The sequence below is a fragment of the Streptomyces sp. GL_140 genome, from assembly GCF_057834465.1.
In genome coordinates, this window is record NZ_CM174404.1 from 540186 (window position 1) to 557957 (window position 17772).

At 72.4% G+C, this 17772-nt stretch carries 16 protein-coding genes; 9 read left to right on the forward strand and 7 right to left on the reverse strand.

Features of this window, described 5'->3' with window-relative positions:
- Window positions 1-27: 27 nt before the first annotated feature.
- Entirely contained in the window at window positions 28-1500 is a 1473-nt protein-coding gene (locus AC3IYJ_RS02680) for a sensor histidine kinase (protein ID WP_489399720.1), read from the reverse strand.
- A complete protein-coding gene (locus AC3IYJ_RS02685; RefSeq protein WP_489399721.1) occupies window positions 1493-2170 on the reverse strand; it encodes a response regulator transcription factor in 678 nt (225 codons plus the stop codon). The genes AC3IYJ_RS02680 and AC3IYJ_RS02685 overlap by 8 nt, the downstream gene beginning before the upstream one ends.
- A 132-nt stretch (window positions 2171-2302) precedes the next feature.
- Here AC3IYJ_RS02685 and AC3IYJ_RS02690 point away from each other — a divergent pair, with 132 nt between their 5' ends.
- Entirely contained in the window at window positions 2303-2974 is a 672-nt protein-coding gene (locus AC3IYJ_RS02690) for a hypothetical protein (protein ID WP_489399722.1), read from the forward strand.
- A gap of 61 nt (window positions 2975-3035) precedes the next feature.
- Here AC3IYJ_RS02690 and AC3IYJ_RS02695 read toward each other — a convergent pair whose 3' ends face one another.
- Together AC3IYJ_RS02695 and AC3IYJ_RS02700 are read right to left on the reverse strand one after the other, a co-directional pair.
- On the reverse strand, window positions 3036-3704 hold the full coding sequence (locus AC3IYJ_RS02695) for a PDZ domain-containing protein (RefSeq protein ID WP_489399723.1): 669 nt from the start codon (window positions 3702-3704) through the stop codon (window positions 3036-3038).
- Window positions 3705-3819: 115 nt separating this feature from the next.
- Entirely contained in the window at window positions 3820-5463 is a 1644-nt protein-coding gene (locus AC3IYJ_RS02700; protein WP_489402666.1) for an AMP-binding protein, read from the reverse strand.
- 154 nt (window positions 5464-5617) lie between these two features.
- Between AC3IYJ_RS02700 and AC3IYJ_RS02705 the strand changes: the two genes are divergently transcribed.
- Window positions 5618-6658, forward strand: coding sequence for an amidohydrolase family protein (locus AC3IYJ_RS02705; protein WP_489399724.1), 1041 nt, complete (start codon window positions 5618-5620; stop codon window positions 6656-6658).
- A gap of 45 nt (window positions 6659-6703) precedes the next feature.
- On the opposite strand, the gene AC3IYJ_RS02710 is transcribed toward AC3IYJ_RS02705, so the two are convergent.
- Both AC3IYJ_RS02710 and sigK read right to left on the reverse strand, forming a co-directional pair.
- Window positions 6704-7456: an anti-sigma factor gene (locus AC3IYJ_RS02710; RefSeq protein WP_489399725.1), complete on the reverse strand. Its 753-nt coding sequence runs from the start codon at window positions 7454-7456 to the stop codon at window positions 6704-6706.
- Entirely contained in the window at window positions 7453-8085 is a 633-nt protein-coding gene (gene sigK, locus AC3IYJ_RS02715) for an ECF RNA polymerase sigma factor SigK (protein WP_489402667.1), read from the reverse strand. Before sigK ends, AC3IYJ_RS02710 begins: the two co-directional genes overlap by 4 nt.
- Before the next feature lie 357 nt (window positions 8086-8442).
- Here sigK and AC3IYJ_RS02720 point away from each other — a divergent pair, with 357 nt between their 5' ends.
- The 4 genes from AC3IYJ_RS02720 to AC3IYJ_RS02735 all read left to right on the forward strand — a co-directional run bounded on the left by AC3IYJ_RS02720 (window position 8443) and on the right by AC3IYJ_RS02735 (window position 12222).
- Entirely contained in the window at window positions 8443-8682 is a 240-nt protein-coding gene (locus AC3IYJ_RS02720; RefSeq protein WP_489399726.1) for a chaplin, read from the forward strand.
- A gap of 232 nt (window positions 8683-8914) precedes the next feature.
- Window positions 8915-10543 (forward strand): molybdopterin-dependent oxidoreductase, encoded by a 1629-nt coding sequence (locus tag AC3IYJ_RS02725; protein WP_489399727.1) that lies wholly within the window; start codon window positions 8915-8917, stop codon window positions 10541-10543.
- Window positions 10544-10625: 82 nt separating this feature from the next.
- The gene (locus AC3IYJ_RS02730; RefSeq protein WP_489399728.1) at window positions 10626-11273 is read left to right on the forward strand and encodes a fasciclin domain-containing protein; all 648 of its coding nucleotides are present in this window, start codon (window positions 10626-10628) and stop codon (window positions 11271-11273) included.
- Window positions 11274-11580: 307 nt separating this feature from the next.
- Window positions 11581-12222 carry an RDD family protein gene (locus AC3IYJ_RS02735; protein ID WP_489399729.1) on the forward strand — a complete coding sequence of 214 codons (642 nt, stop codon included), beginning with the start codon at window positions 11581-11583 and terminating at the stop codon, window positions 12220-12222.
- Window positions 12223-12310: 88 nt separating this feature from the next.
- Here AC3IYJ_RS02735 and AC3IYJ_RS02740 read toward each other — a convergent pair whose 3' ends face one another.
- Window positions 12311-13150 (reverse strand): S1 family peptidase, encoded by an 840-nt coding sequence (locus AC3IYJ_RS02740; protein ID WP_489399730.1) that lies wholly within the window; start codon window positions 13148-13150, stop codon window positions 12311-12313.
- Window positions 13151-13500: 350 nt separating this feature from the next.
- Between AC3IYJ_RS02740 and AC3IYJ_RS02745 the strand changes: the two genes are divergently transcribed.
- The 3 genes from AC3IYJ_RS02745 (at window position 13501) to AC3IYJ_RS02755 (ending at window position 17689) form a co-directional block, all read left to right on the forward strand.
- On the forward strand, window positions 13501-14955 hold the full coding sequence (locus tag AC3IYJ_RS02745) for a glycoside hydrolase family 16 protein (RefSeq protein WP_489399731.1): 1455 nt from the start codon (window positions 13501-13503) through the stop codon (window positions 14953-14955).
- 19 nt (window positions 14956-14974) lie between these two features.
- Window positions 14975-16504 (forward strand): glycoside hydrolase family 64 protein, encoded by a 1530-nt coding sequence (locus AC3IYJ_RS02750; protein ID WP_489399732.1) that lies wholly within the window; start codon window positions 14975-14977, stop codon window positions 16502-16504.
- A 132-nt stretch (window positions 16505-16636) separates the two neighbouring features.
- Window positions 16637-17689 carry a LacI family DNA-binding transcriptional regulator gene (locus tag AC3IYJ_RS02755; protein ID WP_489399733.1) on the forward strand — a complete coding sequence of 351 codons (1053 nt, stop codon included), beginning with the start codon at window positions 16637-16639 and terminating at the stop codon, window positions 17687-17689.
- Window positions 17690-17772: the final 83 nt, after the last annotated feature.

Here is a 17772-nt window from a genome sequence, read left to right on the forward strand (position 1 = left end):
GCGGGGCCGGTCTGCTGGGCGGCGGGGTCAGGGGCCGAGGGGCAGCGTGGCCACCAGCCGGGCTCCCTTCGGGGAGTCCCGGACCGCCAGGGTGCCGCCCAGCCGGAGGGCGATGTCGCGGGCTATGGCCAGGCCCAGGCCGGAGCCGCCCTCGTCGCGGGCGCGGGCGTCGTCGAGCCGGGTGAAGCGCTCGAAGACCCGTTCGCGGTCGGCGGGCTCGATGCCCGCGCCGTCGTCGGTGACCTCCAGTACGGCTTCGTCGCGGTCCCAGTCCGCGCGCAGGGTGAGCACGACCTCTCCCCCCGCGTGGCGCTGGGCGTTGTCCAGCAGGTTCGTCACCAGCCGGGACAGCCAGATCGTGCTGCCGCACACCGCGAGCCCGGGGGCGATGTCCGCCCGCACGGGGACCCGGTCCCCCTTGCGCGTGCGGGCGGCGTCCCGGACCACCTCCGTCAGGTCGACGGCCGCGGCGGGCGGCGGCTCCGAGGTGTCGAGGCGGGCCAGCAGGAGCAGGTCGGCCGCGAGGTCCTGGAGCCGTACGGTGTCCTCCAGCGCGCCGCTGACCAGTTCGCCCCACAGAGCGGGGTCCGGGTGGGCCTGCGCGACCTCCAGCTGGGTGCGCAGGACCGTGATCGGGCTGCGCAGTTCGTGGGAGGCGTCCGCGATGAAACGGCGCTGGCGGATCCCGGCGGCCTCCAGCCGGTCGAGGGTGGCGTTCATGGTGACGGCCAGCCGGGCGACCTCGTCGCGGGTGTGCGGCACGGGAACCCGGCGGTGCAGTTCGCGGTCGCCGATCTCGGCGACTTCGGCGCGGATCGCCTCGACCGGGCGCAGCGCCCAGCCCGTGACCCGCCAGGTGATCGCGGCCACGACCAGGACGAGCAGCGGTACCGCGGCGAACAGCGCCGCCATGATGGTCTCGTCGGCGGCGTCGGCGTCCCTGAGCGAGGTCCCGGCGTAGACGGTGACCAGGCCCTTCGCGGTGACGGTGGTGACCTGGACGACGCGCTGGCGGTGTTCCTCGCGTACCCGGCCGCCCTTCCAGGTGTCCCGGACGGTGCCGGGGGTCCGGGGCGGAGCGGGGGCCAGGGCGGGGCGGCCGGCCAGGTTGGGGCTGGCCGCCAGGACCCGGCCCTGCGCGTCGACGACCTGCAGGAAGTCCGTTCCACGGGCCGGGGGCGGTACGGAGTCCAGCCGGCCCGCGGCCGCCAGGGCGGCGATCGTGACGGCCTGGCGTTCGGCGTCGGCCTGGGCGCTCTCCGTCAGATTGGTCTCCAGCGCCCCGATCAGGGCGAAGGAGGCCGCGCCGAGGGCCAGCGCCACGACCGCGGAAGCACCGAGGGTGGCCTGCGCGCGCACCGACCTCGGGCGCAGCCGGTACGCGGCCGCGCGCAGCCGGTACGCCGCTCCACGCAGGCGGTACGCGGCTCCGCGCAGCCGGGCGGAGCCTCGGGCCTGGGCCTGTCGGGGGGCTTCCTGGACCCCGTAGGACTCAGCCACCGTCGGCCGCCAGCCGGTAGCCGGCGCCGCGTACGGTCTCGACGGCGGCCCGGCCGAACGGCGCGTCTATCTTCCGGCGCAGGGCGCTGACGTGGACCTCGACGACGTTGAGGTCCCCCTCGTAGTTGGTGTCCCAGACGTTGTCGAGGATGTCCCGCTTGGGCACGACTTCTCCGGCGCGGCGCGCCAGGTGCACCAGGACGGCGAACTCGCGCGAGGTCAGGCGGGCTTCGGCGCCGCCCCGCGTGCAGATCCGGCGGGCGGGATCGATGAGGAGATCGCCGAACTCCATGACCTGCGGGCTGCGGCGGCCGGTGCGCCGGATCAGGGCGCGCAGCCGGGCCACGAGGACCACGTAGGAGAACGGCTTGGAGAGGAAGTCGTCGGCTCCGGTGTCCAGGGCCTCGGCCTCGTCGTACTCGCCGTCCTTCGCGGTGAGCATGAGGATGCCGGACTCGCAGCCGGCCGCGCGCAGCCGGGCGCAGACCCGGTAGCCGTTGAGGCCGGGCAGCATGATGTCGAGCACGATGGCGTCGTAGTCGTGCTCGCCGGCCATCCACAGGCCTTGCGGACCGTCGTGTGCCGTGTCCACAGTGAAGCCCTCGGCCTGTAGACCCCGTTGCAGAGCTGCGGCCAGCCGCCGCTCGTCCTCGACCACCAGTACGCGCATGAGGCAAGGTTCTCAGGTCGCGCCGCCGGCTTGCTGAAGGGTTCTTCAGCTCGCTTCAGCGGAGCTTCAGCGTCTTGCTCGCAGGATCGGCCGAGCCGGGCGGGTTGCCCGGAGAACGCGAGGAGCATCCAGATGACTGAGTCCACTCCCCAGCCGCCCGAATACCCGGCGGACCAGGGCGAGGGCAGCGCCGACACCTTTGCCGGGGCGGCCGGCAAGGCCCCGGGGCGAGGTGCCCGGTTCGTCCGGTTCACCCGTGAAGGCCGGGCCCGTTGGGTGGCCCTCGGGCTGGTGGTGGCGGCAGCGGCCGGCACCGCGGGGGTCGCCGCGGCGGTGGTGGAGCACGACCACGACCGCGGACGCACGCACGCGGAGCGGGCGTGGGACCGGTTCGACGTGGAGCGCGAGGGCGACGGCCCGCGGGCGGCGCCGGCGCCTGGCCGACCGGGCCGGCCCGGTCCGAAGGGCGAGAGGGGCGCGCAGGGCCCGAAGGGCGGCAAGGACGGCTCGGAGCAGGGCGGCAGGACGGGTGGCGAGGAGGGGGTGGTCGTGGACCGCCCGGACGAGGCGCCCGTGCCGCTTCCGGCGCTCCCGGCCGCGCAGGCCCTCGAGAAGGCGGAGGCCGCCGTGCCCGGCGGCAAGGCCGAAGCCCTGCGCGTGGTCGCCCAGGAGGGCGGCGGCAGCGCCTGGCGCGTGGTGGTCCTCGGCTCCGACGGGGTCCGGCACGCGGTGACCCTGGCCGGCGCCGACGGCGCGGTGACGGGCAACACCGTCGCGGGCAAGGGCGCCCGGACCGGCAACTGACGGGCATCCCCCGGTCGGTGCGGGAACCGGCTGGTTCCCGCACCGACCGGCCGTCGGCGCCCTACTTCCAGGTGAGCGACTTGCCCTTGCCCATGGTGAAGGGGTCGCCCCAGTACTCGGCTCCGGTGACCTTCACCGAGGTGGACGGCGCCAGCGCGACCGCGCAGCCCTTCGCGCTCTGGCCGTTGGTGAACCCCTTGGGCAGCGAGTCGTTCGGGCACTTCTCGAACTTCCCGATCACCATGAGGTCCTGGGCCTCGGTGCCGTCCGGGAGCAGCCCCTTGATGTGGCCCACGGAGGCGAAGGACAGGTCCGTGGAGCCGGTGTTCTTGACCGAGTAGCGGACGTAGAAGGGCACCATGCCGTTCACCTTGTCCCCGAGCTTGAAGGGCGCCAGGTCCGCGGGCTGCCCCTCCTCGATCGAGGTGACGGTGAGCGCGATGGTGCCCTTGGTGCTGCCCGAGGCGAACGGGAACTGCGCGGGCTGCCCGATCTTGAAGCTCTGCCCCGCCTTCGCGGTCTCGCCGCCGCTTCCTGCGCTGCCGCCGTCGGCCGGAGCAGAGCTCGCGGGCGCCGCGCTCGGCGAGGCCGGGGCCGGCGAGGAGGCCGCCGGAGGCGAGGACTTCGCCGTACCCGCGTCGTCGTCGTTGCACGCGGTCAGGGTGAGTGCCCCCACCGCCGCCAGCCCGATCGCGGCGGCGGTGTTGGCCCGTATGCCGAAACGGCTCATTTGTGTTCCCCCATGCGTCTTCGGATCGCCGAACGCGATCTCCGGAAGAGTTCCTAGTACAGGAATGAGGGGTTCCGCAGAGAGCTCACCGTTTCGTAACTGCTTCCATAAGTGTTCATGACAATTGCTCGCCCCGCGGGTCGAGCAGCCGCGCCGCCGTCTCCCGCATCTCGATCTTGCGGATCTTGCCCGTCACCGTCATCGGGAACTCCTCCACCACGTGCACGTAGCGCGGGATCTTGAAGTGGGCCAGCCGCCCCTCGCAGTAGGCGCGCACGGCCGCAGCGGTCAGCGGCTCCGCGCCCTCGCGCATCCGCACCCACGCCATGAGCTCCTCCCCGTACTTCGGGTCGGGCACCCCGATCACCTGGACGTCCAGGACGTCGGGGTGCGCGTGCAGGAACTCCTCGATCTCGCGCGGGTACAGGTTCTCGCCGCCGCGGATCACCATGTCCTTGATCCGGCCGGTGATGCTCAGATAGCCGTCCGCGTCCATGACCGCGAGGTCCCCGGTGTGCATCCAGCGCGCCGCGTCCACGGCTTCGGCGGTGCGATCCGGCTGGTCCCAGTAGCCGAGCATGACCGAGTAGCCGCGGGTGCACAGTTCGCCGGGCTCTCCGCGCGGGAGGGTCCGGCCGGAGGCCGGGTCGACGACCTTGACCTCCAGGTGCGGTCCGACGCGGCCTACGGTCGAGACCCGGCGCTCGATCGAGTCGTCCACGCGGGTCTGGGTCGAGACCGGCGAGGTCTCCGTCATCCCGTAACAGATGGAGACCTCGCTCATGCCCATCCGGTCGATGACCTCCTTCATCACCTCGACCGGGCAGGGCGAGCCCGCCATGATGCCCGTGCGCAGGCTGGAGAGGTCGTAGGAGCCGAAGTCCGGGTGGGCCAGCTCGGCGATGAACATGGTGGGGACTCCATAGAGCGAGGTGCACGACTCGGCCTGGACGGCGGCCAGGGTCGCGCCCGGCTCGAACGCGGGCGCCGGAATGACCATGGCGGCGCCGTGGCTGGTGCAGGCGAGGTTGCCCATCACCATGCCGAAGCAGTGGTAGAAGGGCACCGGGATGCAGACCCGGTCCCGCTCGGTGTAGTGGCACGACTCGCCCACGAAGAACGCGTTGTTCAGGATGTTGTGGTGGGAGAGCGTCGCACCCTTGGGGAAGCCGGTGGTCCCCGAGGTGTACTGGATGTTGATCGGATCGTCCGGGCTCAGCTCGGCCCCGGCGCGGACCAGATCGGCCGGGTCGCCCCGGTGGCCGCGTTCCAGCAGCGAGTTCCAGAGCGGGCCGTCCAGCAGGACGGTGAACTCCAGCGTCGCGCAGCGCGGCCGGACCTCCTCGATCATGGCCGCGTAGTCGGAGGTCCTGAAGCGGTCCGCGGCCACCAGCAGCCGGATCCCGGACTGGCGCAGCACGTACTCCAGCTCGTGGGAGCGGTAGGCCGGGTTCACGGTGACGAGGATCGCGCCGATCTTGGCGGTGGCGTACTGCAGGAACGTCCACTCGGCGCGGTTCGGGGCCCAGATCCCGACCCGGTCCCCCTTGACGATGCCGAGGTCCAGCAGCCCGAGCGCGAGGGCGTCCACCTCGACGGCGAACTCCGCGTAGGTCCACCGGCGCCCGGACGCCATCTCGACGAGGGCGTCCCGGTCCGGGAACCCGCGTACCGTGCGGTCGAGGTTCTCGCCGATGGTGTCCCCCAGTAGCGGCACCTCGCACGCCCCGGACGCGTAGCTCGACTCGACGGACGGCACATGGACCCCCTGGGTTCGGTGGCGGGCGCCGGGGCCCCTTCGCACCGGCGCATCCTCATGATCCTCTCGGTCCGGGCCGGAGACCAGACCCCGGAGGGCCGTGCCGTCCCGTCTCCGATTGGCCGACCCGGCGGGCCGGGCGTTCCATCGAAGGGTGACCCTCCCACCGACGGCGACGGCGACGGCGACACGGACTGCGAAGCCGACGCCGACGCCGACCGCGCCGGCGGTCTCCCGGATCGACGTGCACGCCCACCTGTGGACCCCCGGATACCTGGACCGGCTGGAGCGGCTGGGCGGGACCGGGACGCAGGCCCGGCGCCACGTCGGGGCGGACGCCGGCCCGGCCGACCTGGAGCACCGGTTCGCCCTCATGGACCGGACGGGCATCAGCCGCCAGGTGCTCTCGGTGCCCCCATGCTCCCCCCACCTGCCCCGGGAGTCCGACGCGGTGGCACTGGCCCGCGCCGTCAACGAGTCGTACGCGGAGCTGGTGTCGCGGTGGCCGGACCGCTTCCTGGCCTTCGCCGCACTGCCGCTGCCGCACGTGGACGCCGCGCTGCGCGAGGCCGCGTACGCCCTCGACGAGCTCGGCATGGCCGGGGTCGCCGTGACCACGACCGTGCGGGGCCTGACCCTGGCCGATCCGCTCTTCCACCCTCTGCACGAGGAACTCGACCGGCGCGGGGCCGTCCTGTACGTCCACCCGGCGGGCGAGGGCGCCGCCAGCCCGCTCATCACCGGGCACCGCATGACCTGGATGGTCGGAGCGCCGGTCGAGGACACGGTGGCGGTCATGCACCTCGTCCTGGCGGGGCTGCCCCTGCGCTACCCCCGGATGCGGGTCCTGATCTCCCACCTCGGCGGCGCGCTGCCGATGCTGCTGCGCCGGCTCGACGACCACCTCCCCTACGAGTCCCCGCGGACGCCCGAGCTCCCCTCGGTGGCGGCCCGGAGGTTCTGGTACGACACCGTCGGGCACTGCCACGGGCCCGCGCTGGTAGCGGCGGCGGCCTCCTTCGGCGCGGACCGCCTCGTGCTGGGCACCGACTTCCCCTACGAGGACGGGGAGGTGTTCGTCCGCGCGGTCTCCTACCTCGCCGAGTCGGGACTGCCCCCGCAGGACGCCTCCGCGATCCTCGACACGAACGCGGCCGCGCTGCTCGGCGCTGCCGGAACTCCCGCAGTCGGCTGACACCGCGCGCCGGCCCGCCCCGTCCCCTCCCTCTTCCCCCCCGGCTCAGGCGGGGAGGGTGAGCAGCACCAGCGGGCGGGTGGTCGGCTGCGCGGAACCGCCGGCCGGCTCCAGGGTCAGACCGACCGCCGTGGCCGCCCCGAGTCCGCCGTCCAGCACCACCGTCCCGTCGCCGGTGAGGAACCCGGCCGGGCGCATCGTGCCGTGGTCGGCGAGCCACAGCTGGTACGTCCTGCCCGCACCCGCGGCGGGCAGCCGGTCGGTGAGGAACACCGCCTTGTCGCGGGCCGACGAGGTGATCACGGTGGCGGCGGCTCCGCCGCTGGTGCGTCCGTGGACCGTCCGGGCGTCCGGGGACGTGACGACGGCGGTCAGCTCCTGGCTCCGCGCGGCGAGCCGCCCGGCCTCCTGCCTGGCCTGGTCCGCCCGGCCGCTCTGCCAGAGCGCGGCGCCGCCGAAGAGCGCGGCCCCGGCGAGGGAGGCCGCGACCACGAAGGCACCGGCCTTGCGCGGGAGGCGGTCGAGGAAGCCGGCCGCTCTGCGGACCCCGACGTCGGGAGGGAGTCTGCGGACGGTTTCGATGCGGGCGAGGACGGCCGTCCTCAGGTGCGGCGGGGGTGCGACGGCGACGGCGGCCGCGAGCCGTCCGGCCGTGGCGGAGAATCCGGCGACGTCCCCGGAGCAAGGCGCGCAGTGGGCCAGGTGCCGGGAGAACGCCTCGTGTTCGTCTCGGCCGAGCGCGTCGAGTACGTAGGCCGCGGTGAGGGTGTGCAGTTCGTCTTCGTGTCCGTGCCTCATGTGGTCACCCCCATGCAGTCGCGCAGGCGGATCAGTCCGTCGCGCATCCGGGTCTTGATCGTGGGAAGAGGGGTCTGGAGGGTCTCGGCGACCTCTCTGTAGGTCAGCCCCTGGTAGTAGGCGAGCGTGACGGCCTCGCGCTGGAGCTCGGTCAGCCCGCGCAGACATCGTTTGACCTGGTCGCGCTCCAGGCGGTGTTCCACCTGTTCGCTCACCTCGTCGAAGGGCCTGCCCTGTTCGCGGACGCCCGCGTCGTGTTCGCGGTTGGCCGCGGCCTGGGCGGAACGGACCCGGTCCACGGCCCTGCGGTGGGCGATCGTGGCGACCCAGGTCAGGACGCTGCCCTGGTCGGGGCGGAAGCGGGCGGCCTGGCGCCACACGTCGATCATCGCCTCCTGGGCGACCTCCTCCGACTGGGCGCGGTCGCGCACGACCTTGACCACGATGCCGAAGACGGTTCCGGCGACGGCGTCGTAGAGCTCGGCGAAGGCGTCCTGGTCTCCGTGCGCCACGCGGGCCATCAGCTCGGCGAGCGCTGCCCTGGCGGCGCCGGGTCCGGGACCCGGGCCGGGTACGGGGCATGCGCCCTGACCTTGCTCCTGGCCTTGGCCCTGGCCGAGGAAGCGCAGGTTCTCGGGGTTCACCTCAGCAGCCCCCGGGTGCGGGTGGACCCGGGCGCGCACGCCGGGGCCGGGAGGGGTTCGCACCGGTCCATCCATCGCATGAACGATCCTTCGGGGCAGGCGTGCGCAAGGTCCTGGTCGCTCGCGTCTCGGTCTCTCGCTGTCTCTTCGGAGCCGGGACCCGCTCGGATTGGCCGACGTATGCGCGAAGGGGGGTCCATTCGGGGGAATCCGGGCCCGAAGACCAAACCGCGCGGGCGGTGAAGCCCGAATGGGGGCTGCGGGCCTGTTCCAGGGCCGTGCGCCGGGCCCGGGGCGATGCCCCCGGACCCGGTCGCCGGAAATGCAGTAAGGAGATCTGTCATGTCGCGTGTTCTGAAGAGTGCCGCGCTCGCCCTCGCCTCGGGCGCCCTGCTCGTCGGCGGGGCCGCTGTCGCCTCGGCCGACGCAGGCGCCCAGGGCGTGGCCGCGTACTCCCCGGGGGTCGGTTCGGGCAACCTGATCCAGATCCCCATCCACATCCCGATCAACGCGTGCGGGAACTCGGTGAGCATCATCGGCCTGCTCAACCCGTCGTTCGGCAACACCTGCGTCAACGCCTGACCGGGCGGCTCCGCCGAACTCCGGCCCGCCGCCGGTAACGGGGCGGTGCGGGCCGGATGATCCTCCGGGCGGGCGGGGAGTGTCACCACTCCGGAGCGACGCCCGGCCCCGGGGGATCCGCGCGGGCGGTGGCTGTCGGCGCCGCCGCCCGCGTCGGCGGGAAGGGGTCAACCCGAAGGCTTCTCTTCACTTGATCGGATGACTGACCCATCCGGCGCGGCCACCGCGCCGAATGACCGTTGTGAGCATCAACCGAAGGACCGTCAAGCGCGGCGCACTGGGCGCGGTGAGCGGCCTGCTGGCCGGATACGCGGCACTGGCGGCCGCCGAGCTGACCGCCTCGCTGGTCCGGCCCCAGGCCGGACCGGTCACGGTGATCGGCGGGGCGGCCATCGACCGCACTCCCCCGGCACTCAAGGACTTCGCGATCCGGACCTTCGGGGAGAACGACAAGCTGGTCCTCCAGCTCGGCATCCTCGCCACCGTCGGCCTACTGGCCGCCCTCCTGGGAATGTTCGCCCTGCGCCACCGCCGTACGGGGGCCGCCGGCGTCCTGACCTTCGGCCTCGTGGGGGCCGGGGCGGCGCTCGGCCGGCCCGACTCGGCCGGTGCGGGCGACGTCCTGCCGTCCCTGGTGGGTGCCGCCGTCGGAGCTTTGGTGCTGTACATGCTGGTGGGGAGGGTGCGCCACCTTCCCACCAGGGGCTCCGCCGAGGTCCTCGGCCAGGTCTCCGCCAAGAGGAACGGCATCGCAGCCGCCCCGGCCGGCCGCTGGACCCGGCGCAGCTTCCTCATCACGGCCGTCACCACGGCCCTCGCCTCCACCGGGGCGGGCGCCCTGGGTCGGTCCCTGACCGGCCGCCGCGGCGAGGGCGCGGTGGCCTCGCGCGCCGCCGTGCGGCTGCCCGCCCCCGCCTCCCCGGCGGCCGCGATCCCCTCCGGGGCGGGGCTCCCGATCCCCGGCATCAGCTCCTTCACCACACCGAACAAGGACTTCTACCGTGTCGACACCGCTCTCGTCGCCCCCAGGATCGACGCGGACACCTGGCGTCTGCGGATCCACGGAAAGGGGATCTCCCGACCGCGCGCCTACAGCTTCGCGGATCTCCTCCAACGACCCCTGATCGAGCGGGACATCACCCTGACCTGCGTGTCGAACGAGGTCGGCGGCCCCTACGCCGGCTCCGCGCGCTGGCTCGGCGTACGCCTGTCGGACCTGTTGCGGGAGGCCGGCGTCAGACCGCCGTCGGACGGCGGGCGGGCCGATCAGCTGATCGCCCGCTCGGTGGACGGGATGACGCTCGGCACCCCTGTCGAGGAGGTCATGGACGGCCGCGACGCGATGCTCGCGCTCGGCATGAACGGAGAGCCGCTCCCCTTCGAACACGGCTTCCCGGTCCGGATGGTCGTCCCCGGCCTCTACGGATACGTCTCCGCCTGCAAGTGGATCCAGGACATCGAGCTCACCACCTTCGACGCCTACGACCCGTACTGGGTCAAGCGCGGCTGGGCGCGCCGGGCTCCGATCAAGACGCAGGCGCGGATCGACACGCCCAAGCCCTTCGGCCGGGTCCCGGCCGGGACGGTGACGGTGGCCGGGGTCGCCTGGGCCCAGCACCGCGGCATCCGGCGGGTCGAAGTCCGCGTGGACGACGGGCCGTGGCAGGAGGCACGACTCGCCGAGCAGGCCACCTCCGACACCTGGCGGCAGTGGTCCTTCCCCTGGCAGACCACGTCCGGCGGACACAACCTGACCGTCCGTGCCACGGACGGCACCGGTGAGGTCCAGACCGAGCAGCGGACCCGCACCATCCCCGACGGCGCGAGCGGTTGGCACAGCGTCTTCGTCACCGCCGGCTGACCACCGGCCGTCGGCCACCGGCCACTTGGCCGACCCCCTTGCCCCTTCCGAGATTCATCCCACCCTTTCACTGGAGAACACCATGAGCACACTTCGTTTCCGCCGTACCGCCCTCGCCGTCGCGACGGCCGCCGTACTGCCCTTCGCGCTGGCCGCCTGTTCCGAGTCCGGCAAGGACTCCGCCGCCGGACCTGCCGCCGCGGCGAGCGCGGACACCTCCGCCCCGGCCGCCGACCCCTCGGCCGCGATGGCCATGGACCAGCCCTTCGGCCCGGCGTGCGCCGGTGTGCCGAAGCAAGGCGCGGGCAGCTTCGACGGCATGGCCAAGGACCCGGTCGCCACGGCCGCGTCCAACAACCCGGCGCTGTCCACCCTGGTCGCCGCCGTCAAGCAGGCCGGTCTGGTCGACACCCTCAACAACGCCAAGGACATCACGGTGTTCGCGCCGACCAACGACGCCTTCGCCAAGATCCCGAAGGCCGACCTGGACAAGGTCCTGGCCGACAAGGCCACGCTAACCAAGATCCTCACGTACCACGTGGTCGGCCAGAAGCTGACGCCGAAGCAGCTGGAGAGCGGCTCCTTCACCACGCTGGAGACCGGCAAGGTGACCACGGCCGGTTCGGGCGAGTCCTACAAGGTCAACGGCACCTCCGCCGTCGTCTGCGGCAACGTCCCGACCGCCAACGCCACCGTGTACATCGTGGACACCGTGCTGATGCCGAAGTAGCCGTAGCAAGGCCGTGGTACGGGGATCCTCGCGCGGCGGTGACCCCGGAGCCGTCCGGTCGTTGTAGGTGGCGGTCAGCGAAGTGGCCCCGGGAGTCCCGGACCCGAAGCAGGGTCCGGGACTCCGTGCCGTTGCGGACCCCGCGGTGTGACGACGGGGGCCGGGGCGGGGACGGATTGGACAAGTGACCGATCTTACTAACACGATGGGCCTGCTGGTTCGCGGATGCGCAGGGACCGACCGCCAGTTCCTCGAGGTTCCTCCGCGCGGACCTCCCGTCCCCGTCACACCCTGGAGAGACTTCGCCATGAGCTTCGGCGACCCGAACAACCCGTACGGCCAGCAGCCCCCGCAGGGGCAGCCCGGCGGCTACCCCCAGCAGGGCCAGCCCGGTTACCCCCAGCAGGCCCCGCAGGGTGTGCCCCAGCAGTACGGCTACCCGCAGCAGCAGCCGCCCATGGGCATGCCGCCGCAGCAGCCCTACGGCGCGTACCCGCCGGCCGGGGCACCGGGCATGCCGGGCTCCGGGATGCCGCCTCTGGCGCACTGGGGCCTGCGCGCCGGCGGCTTCGTCATCGACGTCCTGATCATCGCGGGCCCGATGATCCTCGTGAGCCTCCTCACCGGCGGTGACGAGAACCCGGCCGCCGGCCTCGTCATCCTCAGCCTGGTCACCACCCTCTACGCCTTCGGCATGGGCATCTTCCAGCTGTACAAGGAGGGCTCGACCGGGCAGACGATCGGCAAGGGCGTCGTCGGCATCAGCGTGCGCCGCGAGGCCGACGGGAACGTCCTCGGCTTCGGCATGGCCTTCGTCCGCCGGCTGGCGCACTTCCTGGACTCCGTCGCCTGCTACCTCGGCTGGCTTTGGCCGCTGTGGGACGCGAAGAAGCAGACCTTCGCCGACAAGGTGTGCAGCACCGTGGTCATCGTGGTCCCCAAGGGCTGACCCACCGGCCCGCCCGTGCGGTCGCACGGGCATCGGCGTCGGGGCCCGTCCGGTTCTCCGGGCGGGCCCCGACGCCTTTCCCGAGGTGCTACGGCTTCGGAAGGGTGCAGCCGGCGCGGGTCAGGTCGATCTTGTTACCGGGTCCCACGCAGGGGACGATGATGTAGGTCTGCTCCGCGTAGTTGATGCCCTGGCGGACCGTCACCACGCCGTTCTGGTCGACCTCGCACGGGTTGTTCACCGTGCAGCTCTCACCGTCCTCGTTGCCGGTGTTGTTGACGGCCACGACCTTGCCCGTCGTGGTGTCGATCACAGGCGAGCCGGAGGTGCCGCCGATGGTGTTGCAGGCCGAGGTGTAGCGCAGCGAGTCCTTCCAGGTCCACTCGCCCTCCTTGAGGCGGTAGCTGAACCCGTCCACGTTGCAGCTGTACGTGCGCTTCCAGTACCCGGAGACCACCTTGATCGCGGTGCCCTGCACCGGGTGGGCGTCGTTCAGGGTCAGCGCGTTGATGCCGTACTGGCTGCTGATCTGCGCGTACGTCTTGGTCAGCTGGTAGATCGAGATGTCGGTGTCGGTCATCGTCGCGTACGCGATCTTGCTCGCGCGCAGCGTCGCCACCTTGGAGCCCGACGCGTTCAGCAGCGAGAAGGAGCGGCTGGACGCCTTGTCCTTGACGACTTCACCGGCCGCGGGCATGCCCGACTCCAGACAGTGGCCGTTGGAAAGGACGAGCGCCGGGTCGGTCGGCAGCGAGTTGGGTACGCGCACGACGGAGCCGGAGCAGTTGCTGAGCGCGACTGTGCCGGCGTAGTTGACCGCGACGGCCTGCGTGACCGCGGTGTCCCGAGGTGCCTGGGCCACGGCCGGGGCCGCCGCCGCTCCGGTGAGGAGCAGAGCGAACGCGGCACCGGCGAGAGGCTTGTTCATGTGGGGGTTCCCCTCTGATGACAATGCGACCGAAGATCCTTCGGTTGTCATGCGCATTGTTGGGACTAGGGCCCCAACTCATAAGAGGGCCTGCCCAGTTGAGAAGTCGAGGCGGAACGGCCGTAATCGTCCTTGCGCCACCGCACTGCCGGGCGCTAAGTCGGCTCGACCTCGGAGGGCTTTGCCGGCCCGATCCCTTGACGGCCCGTCGGCCGGGGAGCACAGTGACGACCGCGGGCTTTGAGAGCGCTCTCAAACGACCCTCGCCCCGTACCGGAATTGGTCGGTCCCGCGTCTCCCCGCGTCCCCCCACGTCCCGCGTCTCCCCCCACACCTCAGAGAGGGCACCCATGCGCCCCACGCCTCCCACCCGATCCACCCCGCCCACCCGTCCGACATCCGGCGCAGGACGGCGGCCGGTCCGGCGAGCCGTCATCGCCGCGCTGAGCACCGTGGCGATGGCGGCCGCGGCCGCCGCGGCCGTCACCCTGCCCGCCGGCGCCGCCGCCCCGGCCGCCCCCGCCGCTCCGCCCGTCCCGGCGGGCTGGTCCCAGGTCTTCCTCGACGATTTCAACGGCGCCTCGGGCTCGGCGGTGAACGCCGCGAACTGGCAGTACACCACCGGCACGGGCTACCCCGGCGGACCGGGCGGCTTCGGCACCGGCGAGGTCGAGACGATGACCGCGGACTCCGCCAACGTCTCCCTCGACGGCGCGGGCAACCTGCGCATCACCCCGCGCCGCGACGCCGCCGGCAACTGGACCTCCGGCCGCATCGAGACCAGGCGCGCCGACTTCCAGCCCCCGGCGGGAGGCAAGCTGCGCACGGAGGCCCGTATCCAGATGCCCGAGGTCACGGGCGACGCGGCCAAGGGGTACTGGCCGGCGTTCTGGATGCTGGGCGCACCCTACCGGGGCAACTGGTGGAACTGGCCGGGCGTCGGCGAGCTCGACATCATGGAGAACGTCCAGGGCATCAACAACGAGTGGGCCACGATGCACTGCGGCACGAGCCCCGGCGGACCGTGCAACGAGAAGTCCGGCATCGGCGGCCAGCGCGTCTGCACCGGCACCACCTGCCAGGGCGGCTTCCACACCTACACGGTGGAGTGGGACCGGTCCACCGCCGTGGAGGAGATGCGCTTCTACCTCGACGGGGTGGCCTTCCACACCGTACGGGCGAACCAGATGGACGCCACGACCTGGGCCAACGCCACCAACCACGGGTACTTCATCATCCTCAACGTGGCCATGGGCGGGGAGTTCCCGGCGGCCTTCGGCGGCGGGCCCGACGCCGGGACCCAGCCGGGCCACCCGATGATCGTCGACTACGTCTCCGTACTGCAGTCCCCCGGCGGTACCGGCACCCCGCCGACCGGGAACCGCGACGCGTACGCCGCCATCCAGGCCGAGTCGTACGACGGCCAGGCGGGGACGGCCAAGGAGACCACCACGGACACCGGCGGCGGCCAGGACCTGACCGCCCTCGGCAACGGCGACTGGGCCCTGTACAAGGGCGTGGACTTCGGCTCGGTCGGCTCGGGCGGACCGGCGACCCAGTTCTACGGACGCGTCGCGAGCGGCGCGGCGGGCGGGGTCAGCGGGCTCGTCGAGGTCCGGCTCGACAGCCGTACCAGCGCTCCGATCGGCAGCTTCGCCGTGGCGGGCACCGGTGGCTGGCAGAGCTGGAGGACCGTACCGGCGAACATCACCGGCGTCACGGGCACGCACGACGTGTACCTGACCTTCACCAGCGGCCAGTCGGTCGATTTCGTGAACCTCAACTGGTTCGACTTCGGGCACTGAGCGGACGGAGCGCGCACCCGTGAATCCACCACCACGCCCACTCGGCCCCCGCCTCATCAAGGCCCTGCCGGCGACCGGGCTGATCTGCCTGCTCTCCCTCGTCTCCCTGATCGGGGCCCTCCTGATCGCCCCGACCCCCACCCGGGCCGCCGCGGACTACACCCAGGGGGTCACCGCCCAGGGCCCGGGCTCGGTGCGGATCTGGTTCCGGCCTACCGTCCCGGCCGCCCTCGTCGACGTCCACTACCTGCCCGGCGGAGGGCTCGGCCAGCAGAACTTCCGGATGACGGACAGCGCCGGCACCTGGCAGCGGACCGTCTCCGCGCTCGCCCCCGGCTCCACGCTCACGTACTGGTTCACGTACGAGAAGGGCGGGCCGCTCTTCGACACCCCGCGCTTCACCGCCACCGTGGACGGGACGGGGGGTGGCGGAGGCGGCGGCGTTGCCGGGACCTTCCCGATCACCTTCCGGAACGACACCCGCGGCGCGTACACCGACGCGCAGATCCACGTCACCGTCCTCGGCCAGGTGACCCCCGGGCAGTGGTCGTACATGAAGCCCGACGGCTCCATGGCCCACATCAGCCACCTGGACGCCGGAGCCCCCGGCCACCTCGTCAAACGGGGGGTCGCCTATCCGAACATGTCCTTTACGCTCGACCGGACGGGCGGGACGGTGCCCTCCCCCGCCTCGATCCGCGGTGGCCGGATCTACATCTCCCTCGGTTCCCCCGTCTACATCCCGGTCTCCCCCGACGACCAGGGCTGGGGCGGCCCCGATCTGCGCAACCCCGACGACCCCAACAGCGACGTGTACTACGACTGGTACGAGTACACCTACGTCCACGGCCAGGTCGCCTTCGGCGGGAACACCACGACGGTCGACCAGTTCGGCTTCCCGATCACCTCCCGGCTGCGCCAGACCTCCAGCGGGTACGACACCATTCAGGGCATCTCCCTCACCCGCGCCGAGGTCGTGCAGCGGTACTCGGCTTCCCTCCCGGCGGCCTTCAAGCCGCTGCAGAACGGCTACCGGATCGTGGCGCCGCGCTCCTCGAACCTCTTCCTGGCGGGCGGCGCGCAGCAGGACCATCTCACGGCGTACATCGACCAGGCCTGGAGCCATTTCACCGGCCACCAGTTCACCCTGACCCGGCTCGGCGAGACCTTCACGGGCCGGGTGAGCGGATCCGTCCTGACCTTCACCAAGAACGGCGCGGGCTCCTTCGTCCTGCGCAAGCCCACCTCTCCCGACGTGATGGCCTGCGCGGGCGCGCTGGCCTCGGGCAACGACACCGAGAAGCAGCTCGGCGCGGAGTTCTGCGCCGCGTTCAGCCGGGGCGTCGCGCTGGACCCCGCCACCTGGTACTCCCCGGCGGCGTACTACGGCGGGCCGGCGAAGAACGACTACGCCGGCTTCTTCCACACCGTGGGCCTGAACGGACGGGCCTACGGATTCCCCTACGACGATGTCAACGACCAGTCCTCCGTGCAGATCCTCGGCAATTCCGACCCGCCGACCGGGCTGACCCTCGGCATCGGCTGGTGAAACCCTGACCGGACGACCGGCCGGCACCGCCCGTACCGTCGGGAGCGCTCTCAGCGTTCCCGACGGTACGGGTTACCCTGCTGTCCGAAAGGGCCAGTACAACTGTCCCCCGGACCCGCACGAGGAGCGCCCGTGGCCGAACAGCTTCCCGCCGGCCGGCCCACGCTGGAGGCGGTCGCGGCGCGCGCCGGGGTGTCGCGGGCCACCGCGTCCCGGGTGGTCAACGGCGGCGACGGCGTCCGCCCGCAGCTGGTGGAGCAGGTCCGCGCGGCCATCACGGACCTGGGCTACGTGCCCAACCACGCGGCGCGCACGCTGGTGACCCGGCGCACCGGGGCCGTGGCCGTGATCATCGCGGAGCCGGAGATCCGGATCTTCTCCGACCCCTTCTTCTCCCGTCAGGTCCGCGGCATCAGCAAGGAACTGACGGCCCACGACACCCAGTTGGTCCTGCTGCTCGTGGAGGACCGCGGCGACTACGACCGGATCGAGCGCTATCTGGCGGGTGGGCACGTCGACGGCGCCCTCGCCTTCTCCCTGCACACCGACGACCCGCTGCCCGCGATCACCCGCCGCATCGGCATGCCCACGGTCTACGGGGGCCGGCCCGGCTGGACCGGGCCCGCCGGCACGACCGGGGAGCACGGACCGGTGTCGTACGTGGACGCCGACAACCGCGGGGGCGCCCGCGAGGCCGTACGGCACCTGGTGTCCCTGGGGCGTCGGCAGATCGCGCACATCGCGGGTCCGCTGGACCAGACTTCGGCGACCGACCGGCTCGACGGGTACCGGGACGTGCTGCTCGAAGCCGATCCGGCGCTGATCGCCGAGGGCGACTTCACCGCGGCGGGCGGGGCGCGGGCGATGGCCGAACTGCTGGAGCGCTGCCCGGGGCTCGACGCGGTGTTCGCGGCGAACGACCTGATGGCCACGGGCGCCCTGGGCGTGCTGCGCGAGCGCGGGCGGTCCGTGCCGGGGGACGTGGCACTGGTGGGCTTCGACGACGCGGAGCTGGTCGCGGAGAGCACCGATCCACCGCTGACGACCGTACGTCAGGACATCGAGGGCATGGGGCGGCTGATGGCCCGGCTGCTGTTGCGGACCCTGGACAAGGCGCACGGCACGCACGGCGTGCCCGGATCGGTGATCACCCCGACCACCCTCGTGCGGCGCGGCTCGGCATAGACGGTCGGCCGCTGCAACTGGGGTGATTCCCGGCCGCTCGACGCACGGCTCTTGACGGGGCGCTCGTGCGGGGTGCACGCTCC